Here is a 12,855-nt window from a genome sequence, read left to right on the forward strand (position 1 = left end):
GCAGACCGCACCGGCGCGCTCCCCTCGCTTGCCTCACGGCACGAGGGGTTTTTTGTTGCACTGGCACTCCCCAAAACCCCGCAAAAACCCTCAGCTTCGAGAAGAGAATGCCGATGACCGAGCAGGCCACCGGGGCCCACCACCCGCAGCCGCGGGCCCGTCACAACGGACCGTCGTCCGCCACCGTCGAGCACGTCACGGGCGCTCAGGCCCTCATCCGTTCTCTCGAGGAAGTCGGGGCCGACACCGTATTCGGCCTCCCCGGCGGTTGCATCCTTCCGGCGTACGACCCGCTGATGGACTCCACCCGGGTCCGCCACATCCTGGTCCGCCACGAGCAGGGTGCCGGTCACGCGGCCACCGGGTACGCGCAGGCCACCGGCAAGGTCGGTGTCTGCATGGTCACCTCGGGCCCCGGCGCCACCAACCTGGTCACCCCGATCGCCGACGCGCACATGGACTCCGTGCCGCTCGTCGCGATCACCGGCCAGGTCGCCTCGAAGGCGATCGGCACGGACGCCTTCCAGGAAGCCGACATCTGCGGCATCACGATGCCGGTCACCAAGCACAACTTCCTCGTCACCAAGGCCGAGGACATCCCGCACACCATCGCCGAGGCGTTCCACATCGCGTCCACCGGCCGTCCGGGGCCGGTCCTCGTCGACATCGCCAAGGACGCCCTCCAGGCGCGGACGACCTTCAGCTGGCCGCCCACCCAGGACCTGCCGGGCTACCGCCCCGTGACCAAGCCGCACGCCAAGCAGATCCGCGAGGCGGCCAAGCTCATCACGCAGGCCAAGCGCCCCGTGCTGTACGTCGGCGGGGGTGTCATCAAGGCGGGGGCCACCGCCGAGCTCAAGGTCCTCGCCGAGCTCACCGGAGCGCCCGTCACCACCACGCTGATGGCGCTCGGCGCGTTCCCCGACAGCCACCCGCTGCACGTGGGAATGCCGGGCATGCACGGTGCGGTCACCGCCGTCACCGCGCTGCAGAAGGCCGACCTGATCGTCGCCCTCGGAGCCCGCTTCGACGACCGCGTCACCGGCAAGCTGGACAGCTTCGCCCCGTACGCCAAGATCGTCCACGCCGACATCGACCCGGCCGAGATCGGCAAGAACCGCGCCGCGGACGTGCCGATCGTCGGGGACGCCCGCGAGGTCCTGGCCGACCTCGTCCAGGCCGTCCAGGCCGAGCACACCGAGGGCAACACCGGTGACTACGAGGCGTGGTGGAAGGACCTCAACCGCTGGCGCGACACCTACCCGCTCGGCTACGACCTGCCGGAGGACGGCAGTCTCTCCCCGCAGCAGGTCATCCAGCGGGTCGGTCAGCTCGCCCCCGAGGGCACGATCTTCGCCGCGGGCGTCGGGCAGCACCAGATGTGGGCCGCCCACTTCATCGACTACGAGAAGCCCGCCACCTGGCTGAACAGCGGCGGCGCCGGAACGATGGGGTACGCGGTCCCGGCCGCCATGGGCGCCAAGGCCGGCAGGCCCGACCGTACGGTCTGGGCGATCGACGGCGACGGCTGCTTCCAGATGACCAATCAGGAACTCACCACCTGCGCGCTCAACAACATCCCGATCAAGGTCGCGATCATCAACAACGGCGCGCTCGGGATGGTCCGCCAGTGGCAGACCCTCTTCTACAACCAGCGGTACTCCAACACCGTGCTGCACTCCGGCGCCGACACCGAGGGCGCTCCGGCGAAGGGCACCCGGGTGCCGGACTTCGTCAAGCTGTCCGAGGCCATGGGCTGCTACGCGATCCGCTGCGAGGACCCGGCCGACCTGGACAAGGTCATCGAAGAGGCCAACTCCATCAACGACCGCCCCGTCGTGATCGACTTCATCGTCCACGAGGACGCCATGGTGTACCCGATGGTCGCCGCAGGCACGTCCAACGACGAGGTCATGGCCGCCCGCGGTGTCCGCCCCGACTTCGGCGACAACGAAGACGACTGAGAGACAGAGAGAGACCGACTCCATGTCCACGAAGCACACACTCTCCGTCCTGGTCGAGAACAAGCCGGGTGTCCTCGCCCGGATCACGGCTCTGTTCTCCCGGCGCGGCTTCAATATCGACTCACTCGCGGTCGGTACCACCGAGCACCCCGACATCTCCCGCATCACCATCGTCGTGAATGTCGAGGACCTGCCACTGGAGCAGGTGACCAAGCAGCTCAACAAGCTGGTCAACGTACTGAAGATCGTCGAACTCGAGCCCGCCGCTGCGATCCAGCGCGAGCTCGTCCTGGTGAAGGTCCGCGCAGACAACGAGACCCGCTCCCAGATCGTCGAGATCGTTCAGCTGTTCCGCGCCAAGACCGTGGACGTCTCCCCGGAGGCCGTCACGATCGAGGCGACAGGAGGAGCCGACAAGCTGGAGGCCATGCTCAAGATGCTGGAGCAGTTCGGCATCAAGGAGCTCGTCCAGTCCGGCACCATCGCCATAGGGCGGGGTTCCCGGTCGATCACCGACCGCTCCCTGCGCGCGCTCGACCGCTCGGCGTAGGAACCGGCGGCCCAGCCGCCGCCCCGCCGCTCGCATGGCGAGACCCGACAACGTAATCGACGCACCCCGCCGTACGGTGGGACGCAACACCTGCACACCAAGGAGAAGACCCAGTGGCCGAGCTGTTCTACGACGACGATGCCGACCTGTCCATCATCCAGGGCCGCAAGGTCGCGGTCATCGGCTACGGCAGCCAGGGCCACGCCCACGCGCTGTCGCTCCGTGACTCCGGCGTCGACGTCCGCGTCGGTCTGCACGAGGGCTCGAAGTCCAAGGCCAAGGCCGAGGAGCAGGGCCTGCGCGTGGTGACGCCCTCCGAGGCCGCCGCCGAGGCCGACGTCATCATGATCCTCGTCCCGGACCCGATCCAGGCCCAGGTCTACGAGGAGTCCATCAAGGACAACCTCAAGGACGGCGACGCGCTCTTCTTCGGCCACGGCCTGAACATCCGCTTCGGCTTCATCAAGCCGCCGGCCAACGTCGACGTCTGCATGGTCGCCCCCAAGGGCCCGGGCCACCTGGTCCGCCGTCAGTACGAGGAGGGCCGCGGCGTTCCGTGCATCGTGGCCGTCGAGCAGGACGCCACCGGCAAGGGCCTGGCCCTCGCCCTCTCGTACGCGAAGGGCATCGGCGGTACCCGCGCCGGCGTCATCAAGACGACCTTCACCGAGGAGACCGAGACCGACCTGTTCGGTGAGCAGGCCGTCCTCTGTGGTGGCACCGCCGCCCTGGTCAAGGCCGGTTTCGAGACCCTGACCGAGGCCGGCTACCAGCCGGAGATCGCGTACTTCGAGTGCCTCCACGAGCTGAAGCTCATCGTGGACCTCATGTACGAGGGCGGCCTGGAGAAGATGCGCTGGTCCATCTCGGAGACCGCCGAGTGGGGCGACTACGTCACCGGCCCGCGCATCATCACGGACGCCACCAAGGCCGAGATGAAGAAGGTCCTCACCGAGATCCAGGACGGCACCTTCGCCAACGCCTGGATGGCTGAGTACCACAACGGTCTGCCCAAGTACAACGAGTACAAGAAGGCCGACAGCGACCACCTGCTGGAGACCACCGGCCGTGAGCTGCGCAAGCTCATGAGCTGGGTGAACGACGAGGACGCGTAAGTCCTCCGCCGCGGGGGCGGGCCCTTGGCCCGCCCCCGCGGCACACCGCCCGTCTCGCCGTCCGTGTCACTGCGGCCGGAGGAGGTGCAAGCGGCTGCACCGAACGTGTGTACAAGTCGTCCACCCTCGTGTGGGTGATCCTTCCACCGGGGCGCATTACGTGTCCCGTTGCATGACTACACTTCTCAACACATACACGCGTCAGGGCCCACAGTGTCGTGCGTCTCCACGCGGCTAGCCCCTCCACCGCCTGCGGCCGTCGGGACGGCCGTCCGCACTGGACATGTGAGGACTCTCGTGAGCTCGAAACCTGTCGTACTCATCGCTGAAGAGCTGTCGCCCGCCACGGTTGACGCTCTGGGTCCGGATTTCGAGATCCGGCACTGCAACGGCGCGGACCGCGCCGAGCTTCTCCCCGCGATCGCCGATGTCGACGCCATCCTGGTGCGCTCCGCCACCAAGGTCGACGCCGAAGCCATCGCCGCCGCGAAGAAGCTGCGGGTCGTCGCCCGCGCCGGAGTCGGCCTGGACAACGTCGACGTCTCCTCGGCCACCAAGGCCGGCGTGATGGTCGTCAACGCCCCGACCTCCAACATCGTCACCGCCGCCGAGCTCGCCTGTGGCCTGCTCGTCGCCACGGCGCGCAACATCCCGCAGGCCAACACCGCCCTGAAGAACGGCGAGTGGAAGCGCTCCAAGTACACGGGCGTCGAGCTCAGCGAGAAGGTCCTCGGCGTCGTCGGTCTCGGCCGCATCGGCGTCCTGGTCGCGCAGCGCATGTCGGCCTTCGGCATGAAGATCGTCGCGTACGACCCCTACGTGCAGCCCGCGCGTGCCGCGCAGATGGGCGTCAAGCTCCTCGCCCTCGACGAGCTGCTCGAGGTCGCCGACTTCATCACGGTGCACCTGCCCAAGACGCCGGAGACTCTCGGTCTCATCGGCGACGAGGCGCTGCACAAGGTGAAGCCCTCGGTGCGCATCGTCAACGCCGCCCGCGGTGGCATCGTCGACGAGGAGGCGCTCGCCTCCGCCCTCAAGGAGGGCCGCGTCGCCGGCGCCGGTCTGGACGTGTACACGAAGGAGCCCTGCACGGACTCCCCGCTGTTCCAGTTCGACCAGGTCGTCTGCACCCCGCACCTCGGCGCCTCCACCGACGAGGCCCAGGAGAAGGCGGGCATCGCGGTCGCCAAGTCCGTGCGTCTGGCCCTCGCCGGTGAGCTCGTGCCGGACGCGGTGAACGTCCAGGGCGGCGTCATCGCCGAGGACGTCCGTCCCGGACTGCCGCTCGCCGAGAAGCTCGGCCGGATCTTCACCGCGCTCGCGGGCGAGGTCGCGGCCCGGCTCGACGTCGAGGTGTACGGCGAGATCACCCAGCACGACGTGAAGGTGCTCGAACTCTCCGCGCTCAAGGGCGTGTTCGAGGACGTCGTCGACGAGACCGTGAGCTACGTCAACGCCCCGCTCTTCGCGCAGGAGCGCGGTGTCGAGGTCCGCCTCACCACCAGCTCCGAGTCGCCGGACCACCGCAACGTGGTGACCGTCCGCGGCACGCTGTCGAGCGGCGAGGAGGTCGCGGTCTCCGGCACGCTGGCCGGCCCCAAGCACCTCCAGAAGATCGTGGCCGTCGGCGAGTACGACGTCGACCTGGCACTCGCCGACCACATGGTCGTGCTGCGCTACGAGGACCGTCCGGGTGTCGTGGGCGCGGTCGGACGCATCCTCGGTGAGGCCGGTCTCAACATCGCGGGCATGCAGGTCTCGCGGGCGGACGCGGGCGGCGAGGCGCTCGTCGTCCTCACCGTCGACGACACCGTCCCGCAGTCGGTGCTCACCGAGATCTCCGAGGAGATCGGCGCCGCCTCGGCCCGTTCGGTGAACCTCACCGACTGATCCTCCGCTGCTCACACGCCGTACCCGGCCTGCGCACGCCCCTCTGATACGGGTGTCCGCAGGCCGGGTACGGTGCGTTTCGGGGGACACCGTGGGGAAGGGGTACGCCCCGTGTCGTCCTCGCCCCATGCCGGGCTCGCGGGGGCCGGCCTTATCCAAACGAAAGACCCTGAGGTGACAGCGCCCGGACCTGAGGAAGCGAGCGGCACGAGCTACGGAGGCAGGACATGGAGCGTGTGGTGCGGGGATTCTGGGGTCCCCGGCAGGAGTCCGCGGAGGCGCTCGCCCGGCGCTGGAAGCAGACGCTCGACCGGCTCGCGGGGCTGCTGCCCGAGGCATGCGCCGGCGAGGGGAGCGAGGGGGCCTGGCACACCGTGCCGGGTACCGGACCCGCCACCGCCCTGCGGCCCGACGAGGGCTCCCTGCTCGCCGCCGTTCGCGCCGCGCAGGCGGCGGACGGCTGGTCGGACCGTACGGGCACCAGCACGCAGTTCGTCGCGGCGGGGGCGCCCGGTTGGAGGGCCGAGGCCGGCGGGCGGGCCGGCGGCACCTCGGAGTTCCTGCTCCAGACGGTCGTGATCGGTATCAGCTCGCCGGACGGCGCCCAGGTGCCGGACGCCGCGCTCCTGACCGCGGTCGCCGAGGTGTGGGAGGCCGACTTCGGGGGCGTGAGCGACGACGACGTGCTCGACGCCCTGGCGGACGGCGGCGGGTTCGCTCCCGACGAGCCGTCCGTCGGCTGGATCGGCTACCTCTCCTCGGCCCGTGCGGCCCTGTTGCCGGACGACCTCACGGGCGTCCGCAAGGAGGTGGGCTCCCAGGGAGTGCTGCTGGACATCGCCGCGCCCGGTGACGCCGCGGCGGTGCTCCGGGCCAACCTGCGGCTGCGCGGGGCGGGGGCGCTCCGGGCGCTGCCGCGCCCGATGGACCGGGCCGCGCTGTGAGCGCCAGGGCCGGGGAGGAGTTCGACACCGTACGCGCGGTGGCGGACGTCGACGCGCTGCTCGCCGGGCCGGTCCCGGCCGCCGGGCCGACCGTCGCCGAGGGGGAGCCGGCCACGGGGGAGTGGACCGCGACCGGAGGCGAGGGGTTCCGGATCGTCCCGCTGTGGGAGGGTGACTCGCTCACCGGGGTGTACGAGCCCGAGTGGAACGAGGCGGTGGAGGCCGCCGAAGGCCATCTCGCCGCTCTCGTACGGGAATTGGATGCCCGCTGGGGTGCTCACCGGCGGGTGGCCATGCATGTGCCGCTGTTCCGGAAGCAGCGGCGGGAGCCCATGCCGCCGCTGTTCGACGCACTGCTGGCGGAGGACTGCTACGGAGACCTGACGGTGTGGGGGCCGGTGTCCGCCGACGGGCCGCAGGCCGCGCGGCGCTGGGTCGCGGTGAGTGCCGGGCACAGCGACGGCGACGCGCCCGTGGTCATGGTGGCCGCCGTCACCGACCGTCCGGTGGTCGAACTGCCGGAGGAGGACGGATAGGGCCTGCCCGTCACAGCCGCGCCGCTTTCAGCGCCATGTGCAGCAGGAGCCGGTCCTCGCCGTCGTTCAGATCGAGTCCGGTGAGCTGGTGGACGCGGGAGAGCCGGTAGTAGAGCGTCTGGCGGTGGATGCCCAGCTCGGCGGCCGTCCGGCCGGCCTGGCCCGCGCAGTCGAGGAACACCTCGGCGGTGCGGGCCAGTTCGGTGTGCGGCGCGGTCAGCAGCGTGCTCACCGCGGGGTCGGGGGCGGTGCGGGGGAGCGAGGCCAGCAGACGGTACGGGCCGATGGCCCGCCAGTCGGCGACCCTGCCGAAGCGGGTCTCGGCCGTGGCGGCGCGGGCCGCCGACACGGCCTCGTGCCAGGAGACGGCCAGCTCCGCCAGGCCCCGGCGGGGGACCGCGATCCCGGCGGTGGCGTCCGGGCCCGCAGCCGAGCGCAGCCGGTCCGCGGCCGTCGTCGCGGGGTCCAGGACATCGGACGAGCGCAGCCTGATCAGCGCGGCCAGGGAGACGGTGCCCGAGCCGGGCGCGGCTTCCGGAGCCTGCGCGACAGCCGCCGCCCCGGCCGGGTACGCGACCGTGGACAGGGCCGCCGCCGACGGCACCGTACCCACCGAGGGCGAATCGTCGGCCCACGGGCTCACGCACACCACGGTGTGCAGACCGTCCGCGTAGGGGCCGAGCGCCTCGCGCAGCGCGGCGACCGCCATGTCGCGCTGCCAGCCCCGGCCCGCCGTGAGCACCGCACCGAACTCCCGGGACAGGTCCGTGCCCGCCCGCGCCTCGTCGGAGAGCAGTCCCCCGATCCGCGAGGCCACGTCCATCGCCGCCGCCAGCTGGTCGTCGGTCGGCCCGGGATCCGCGTCGAGCAGCCACACGTAACCGAGCACGACACCCCGATGGCGTACGGGAAGGCAGATCCGGCCGCGGAACACACCGGCCTCCGGGGCGGCCGGAATCCGGACCGGGCCGGTGGCCCTGGCGATGCCGAAGCCCTCGAACCAGGCCCGGACCGCCGGTGTGGAGCGGCGGGTCAGGATGGACCGGGTGCGGACCGGGTCCATGGCCGTGTCGTCGTCGCTGTCGTGGGCGCCGAAAGCGACCAGGCCGAAATCCCGGTTCTCCAGGGTCGCCGGGGCGCCGAGCAGTGCCGAGATCTCGTCGACCAGCTCCTGGTAATCGCCTTTCACCCGCTCATTCTCGCACCCTTCAGACAGATGTCTGAGGTGGCGGCCACGGATGCGTGACAGCTGTCGATGGCACAGGATCGGAGACATCCTTAGATTTCACGGTGGTTCTCCGTGCTGTACCGGTCCGTGTCACTTCGTACCCCTACAGCCTCGTTCGTTTCATCCCGTGGAGGTGCCCCGTGCTGGGTCCCGTGATTCTCGCCGCGTCCCGCAGCGACAAGATGCGTCGTTTCATCTCGGCAGCGCCGGGCACCAAGCAGGTCGTCGACCGGTTCATCGCCGGTGAGACCGTCGAGCAGGTCGTCCCGATCGTCAAGGACGCCACGGGCAAGGGCCTGGAGGTCACCCTCGACGTCGTGGGTGAGGACATCACCACCCCCGAGCAGGCCGCCGCCGCGCGCGACGCCTACCTGGAGCTGATCGGCCGGCTCAAGGAGCTGGGCCTCGGCACCCGCGCCGAGATGTCCGTCAAGCTGTCGATGTTCGGCCAGGCGCTGGACGGGGGCCACGAGCTGGCCCTCGCCAACGTGCGCCCCGTCGTCGAGGCCGCAGCGGCGATCGGCACCACGGTCACCCTGGACGCCGAGGACCACACGACCCTCGACTCGATGTTCACCATCCACGAGGAGCTGCGGAAGGACTTCCCGCAGACCGGCTGTGTGATCCAGGCGTACCTGTTCCGCACCGAGGACGACGCCCGCCGCCTGGCCGCCGCCGGCAGCCGCGTCCGCATCGTGAAGGGCGCCTACAAGGAGCCCGCCTCCGTCGCGTACCAGGACAAGTCGGAGATCGACAAGGCGTTCGTCCGCATCATCAAGATCCTGATGGACGGCGCGGGCTACCCGATGATCGGGTCCCACGACCCCCGCCTCATCGCCATCACCCAGGAGCTCGCCCGCAAGGCCGGGCGCAAACTGGACGAGTACGAGTTCCAGATGCTGTACGGCATCCGCAGCGACGAGCAGATCCGGCTCGCGGCCGAGGGCCACCGCATGCGCGTCTACACGGCGTACGGCACCGACTGGTACGGCTACTTCATGCGCCGTCTCGCGGAGAAGCCGGCCAACCTCCTGTTCTTCGGCCGCTCCATCCTCACCAAGGGCTGACCTGCCCGGCTGACCCCCACCCCCTGACACAAGGAGACAAGGCACTCATGGACGCTGTTACCCAGGTCCCCGCGCCGGTCAACGAGCCGGTCCGCTCCTACGCCCCCGGCTCCGCCGAGCGCGCCCGCCTCGAGGTGAAGCTCAAGGAGCTCGCCGAGAACCCGATCGACCTGCCGATGACCATCGGCGGGGAGAAGCGGATGGGTGGCGGCGAGCGCTTCGACGTCGTGCAGCCGCACAACCACAAGGCCGTCCTCGGTACCTTCGCCGGTGCCACGGAGCAGGACGCGCAGGACGCGATCGACGCCGCCCTCGCCGCCGCCCCGGCGTGGCGCGCGATGTCCTTCGACGACCGCGCCGCGATCATCCTGCGCGCCGCCGAGCTGCTCGCCGGCCCCTGGCGCGAGACGCTGGCCGCCTCGACGATGCTCGGCCAGTCGAAGACCGCGCAGCAGGCCGAGATCGACACCCCCTGCGAGCTCGTCGACTTCTGGCGCTTCAACGTGCACTACGCGCGCCAGATCCTCGCCGAGCAGCCCCCGGCCAACTCGCCGGGCGTGTGGAACCGCATGGACCACCGCCCGCTGGAGGGCTTCGTCTACGCGATCACGCCGTTCAACTTCACGGCCATCGCGGGCAACCTGCCCACCGCCCCCGCCCTCATGGGCAACGTGGTGGTCTGGAAGCCGTCCCCCACGCAGACCCACGCCGCCGTGCTGCTGATGCAGCTCCTGGAGGAGGCCGGTCTGCCGAAGGGCGTCATCAACCTGGTGACCGGCGACGGCATCGCCGTCTCCGAGGTGGCCCTGAACCACCGCGATCTGGCCGGTATCCACTTCACCGGATCGACCCCGACCTTCCAGCACCTGTGGAAGACCGTCGGCAACAACATCGCCAACTACCGGACGTACCCGCGTCTGGTCGGCGAGACCGGCGGCAAGGACTTCGTCGTCGCCCACCCGAGCGCCGACCCGGCCATCCTGAAGACCGCGCTGACCCGTGGCTCCTTCGAGTACCAGGGCCAGAAGTGCTCGGCGTCCTCGCGTGCGTACGTGCCGGCCTCCATCTGGAACTCCGGTTTCAAGGAGGCGTTCGCGGCCGAGGTCGACGGCATCACCATGGGTGACGTCACCGACCTGTCGAACTTCATCGGCGCCGTGATCGACGAGCGTTCCTTCGCGAAGAACAAGGCCGCGATCGACCGTGCCGCGGCGGACCCGAGCTGCACGATCGTCGCGGGCGGCACCTACGACGACTCGGTCGGCTACTTCGTCCGCCCGACGGTCATCGAGTGCGCGGACCCGTCGAACGAGGTCTTCACGACCGAGTACTTCGGTCCGATCCTCGCGATCCACGTCTACGAGGACGACGCGTACGACGAGATGCTGGCCCAGATGGAGTCCGTGTCGGACTACGCCCTGACCGGCTCCGTCATCGCGGGCGACCGTGCCGCCGCGGCCCACACGATGGAGAAGCTGCGCTACGCCGCGGGCAACTTCTACATCAACGACAAGTCGACCGGTGCCGTCGTCGGCCAGCAGCCCTTCGGTGGCGGCCGTGCCTCGGGTACGAACGACAAGGCCGGTGCGCCGCAGAACCTGCAGCGCTGGACGCTGACCCGCGCCATCAAGGAGACGCTGGTCCCGCCGACCGACTACACCTACCCGCACCAGGGCTGACGCCCCCGGGGCGCCGCACCGGCGCCCCGCCACGAGTCCCGCCCCCCGCCCGGCCCCCCAGCCGGCCGGGGGGCGGTTTCCATGTGCGCCCCGGTCTCCGCGACCGCCTGGTTCCGGCCACGCACCCTTGCGGCTTAGGTAATGCGCATGTCAAATTCCTTGCTCGGTACGTACGTCCCCACACGTCATCCGAGAAGGAGTTCCCCCCATGAGACGCACCCTTCGTGCGCGCATCGGCGTTTCCCTGCTCGTCGGCGCGACCCTCGGCCTCGGCGCGACCCCCGCCGGGGCCGAGCCCGTTCCCACCGCAAGTGCCAGTGCCGTCCCCGCCCCGGCCGCGTACGCCCTGGACGCCACGCTGGAGCGGCAGCTCGGAGCCGAGAGCGCGGGCACCTACCTCGACGCGAAGACCGGCGGTCTCGTCGTCACCGTCACGACCGACCGCGCCGCCGAGCGGGCCCGTGCTGCCGGCGCCACCGTGCGCCGGGTCACCCGCAGCGCGGCGGAGCTCGACGCCGCGATGGACGCCCTGGAGGCCGGGGCGAAGATCACCGGCACCTCCTGGGGCGTCGACCCCCGCACCAACCAGGTCGCCGTGGAGGCCGACGAGTCGGTCTCCGCACGGGACATGGCCCGCGTCAGGGCCGTCGCGAACCGGCTCGACGGAGCCGTACGCATCGCCAGGGTGCCCGGGGTCTTCCACCGCGAGGTCGCGGGCGGCGGCGCCATCTACGGCGGCGGGAGCCGCTGTTCGGCCGCGTTCAACGTGACGAAGAACAGCGTCCGGTACTTCGTGACCGCGGGGCACTGCACCAACATCTCCGCCAACTGGTCCGCGAGTTCGGGCGGAGCGGTGATCGGCGTCCGCGAGGGCACCAGCTTCCCGACCAACGACTACGGCATCGTCCGGTACACCGACGGCTCCGCGCCCGCCGGGAACGTCGACCTCTACAACGGCAGCTTCCAGGACATCGCCTCCGCCGCCGACGCGGTCGTGGGCCAGGCCCTCAAGAAGAGCGGCTCCACCACGAAGGTGACCAGCGGCACCGTCACCGCGGTCAACGTGACCGTCAACTACGGTGACGGCCCCGTCTACAACATGGTCCGCACCACCGCCTGCTCGGCCGGCGGCGACAGCGGCGGCGCGCACTTCGCCGGTTCCGTCGCCCTCGGCATCCACTCGGGCAGCTCCGGCTGCACCGGCACCAGCGGCTCCGCCATCCACCAGCCGGTCAAGGAGGCCCTGGCCGCGTACGGCGTCACCGTGTACTGACCCGTCCGGCGCCCCCTGCCCGGCGGGGACCGCCGGGCAGGGGGCGCGCCTGGCAGGCTGGGTCCATGACCCGTCCGGCCGCACTGCACACCGCGCACACCCACGAGCTGGCCCCGCCCCTTCTCGACGCCGTCCGGGCGTTCCTGGACACGGCCTTCGAAGGGGACTTCGGCAACGAGGACTGGGACCACACCCTGGGCGGCGTCCACGTCCTCGTGCGCGGGGACGGCGGCGAACTCCTCGCCCACGGCGCCGTCGTCCAGCGGCGGGTGCTGCACGCGGACCGCTCGTACCGCGTCGGACACGTCGAGGGCGTGGCCGTCCGCGCCGACCGGCGGCGCGAAGGTCTCGGAAGCCGGGTGACGGCCGCGCTGGAGGGCGTCGTCGACCGGGCGTACGCCTTCGGGACGCTGTCCGCCTCCGCGGCGGGGGCCGGGCTGTACGCGTCCCGCGGCTGGGAGGTCTGGCGGGGGAGTATCGCCGCCCTGGGCCCCCGGGGGACGGTGCCGCTGCCGGACGAGGAGGGCAGCACCTACGTACGCGGCGGTCCGGACCCCCGCGCGGGGGCGCTGGTCTTCGACTGGCGCGACGGGGACGTCCTCTGACCTG

At 70.8% G+C, this 12,855-nt stretch carries 11 protein-coding genes; 10 read left to right on the forward strand and 1 reads right to left on the reverse strand.

Annotated features, from left to right (window positions below; all coding sequences use genetic code 11):
- The first annotated feature begins 107 nt into the window (after window positions 1–107).
- The 6 genes from OG230_RS25315 (at window position 108) to OG230_RS25340 (ending at window position 6,999) form a co-directional block, all read left to right on the forward strand.
- On the forward strand, window positions 108–1,964 hold the full coding sequence (locus OG230_RS25315) for an acetolactate synthase large subunit (RefSeq protein ID WP_328906021.1): 1,857 nt from the start codon (window positions 108–110) through the stop codon (window positions 1,962–1,964).
- A 22-nt stretch (window positions 1,965–1,986) separates the two neighbouring features.
- Window positions 1,987–2,514, forward strand: a complete 528-nt coding sequence (gene ilvN / locus OG230_RS25320; protein WP_328906022.1) for an acetolactate synthase small subunit — start codon at window positions 1,987–1,989, stop codon at window positions 2,512–2,514.
- A gap of 113 nt (window positions 2,515–2,627) precedes the next feature.
- Window positions 2,628–3,629 (forward strand): ketol-acid reductoisomerase, encoded by a 1,002-nt coding sequence (ilvC, locus tag OG230_RS25325; protein WP_328906023.1) that lies wholly within the window; start codon window positions 2,628–2,630, stop codon window positions 3,627–3,629.
- A gap of 297 nt (window positions 3,630–3,926) precedes the next feature.
- Window positions 3,927–5,519 (forward strand): phosphoglycerate dehydrogenase, encoded by a 1,593-nt coding sequence (gene serA, locus OG230_RS25330; protein WP_328906024.1) that lies wholly within the window; start codon window positions 3,927–3,929, stop codon window positions 5,517–5,519.
- Window positions 5,520–5,746: 227 nt separating this feature from the next.
- Window positions 5,747–6,463: a hypothetical protein gene (locus tag OG230_RS25335; RefSeq protein ID WP_328906025.1), complete on the forward strand. Its 717-nt coding sequence runs from the start codon at window positions 5,747–5,749 to the stop codon at window positions 6,461–6,463.
- Window positions 6,460–6,999, forward strand: coding sequence for a hypothetical protein (locus OG230_RS25340; protein WP_328906026.1), 540 nt, complete (start codon window positions 6,460–6,462; stop codon window positions 6,997–6,999). Before OG230_RS25335 ends, OG230_RS25340 begins: the two co-directional genes overlap by 4 nt.
- A 10-nt stretch (window positions 7,000–7,009) precedes the next feature.
- On the opposite strand, the gene OG230_RS25345 is transcribed toward OG230_RS25340, so the two are convergent.
- Window positions 7,010–8,188, reverse strand: a complete 1,179-nt coding sequence (locus tag OG230_RS25345) for a PucR family transcriptional regulator (protein WP_328906027.1) — start codon at window positions 8,186–8,188, stop codon at window positions 7,010–7,012.
- Window positions 8,189–8,367: 179 nt separating this feature from the next.
- Here OG230_RS25345 and OG230_RS25350 point away from each other — a divergent pair, with 179 nt between their 5' ends.
- From OG230_RS25350 to OG230_RS25365, 4 genes are all read left to right on the forward strand, one after another.
- A complete protein-coding gene (locus OG230_RS25350; protein ID WP_328906028.1) occupies window positions 8,368–9,294 on the forward strand; it encodes a proline dehydrogenase family protein in 927 nt (308 codons plus the stop codon).
- Between the two features lie 47 nt (window positions 9,295–9,341).
- Window positions 9,342–10,973: an L-glutamate gamma-semialdehyde dehydrogenase gene (gene pruA, locus OG230_RS25355; RefSeq protein WP_328906029.1), complete on the forward strand. Its 1,632-nt coding sequence runs from the start codon at window positions 9,342–9,344 to the stop codon at window positions 10,971–10,973.
- Between the two features lie 208 nt (window positions 10,974–11,181).
- Entirely contained in the window at window positions 11,182–12,246 is a 1,065-nt protein-coding gene (locus OG230_RS25360; protein ID WP_328906030.1) for a S1 family peptidase, read from the forward strand.
- A gap of 65 nt (window positions 12,247–12,311) precedes the next feature.
- A complete protein-coding gene (locus tag OG230_RS25365; RefSeq protein ID WP_328906031.1) occupies window positions 12,312–12,851 on the forward strand; it encodes a GNAT family N-acetyltransferase in 540 nt (179 codons plus the stop codon).
- Window positions 12,852–12,855: the final 4 nt, after the last annotated feature.

This window comes from Streptomyces sp. NBC_00234, assembly GCF_036195325.1.
In the GTDB taxonomy this organism is placed as follows: domain Bacteria; phylum Actinomycetota; class Actinomycetes; order Streptomycetales; family Streptomycetaceae; genus Streptomyces.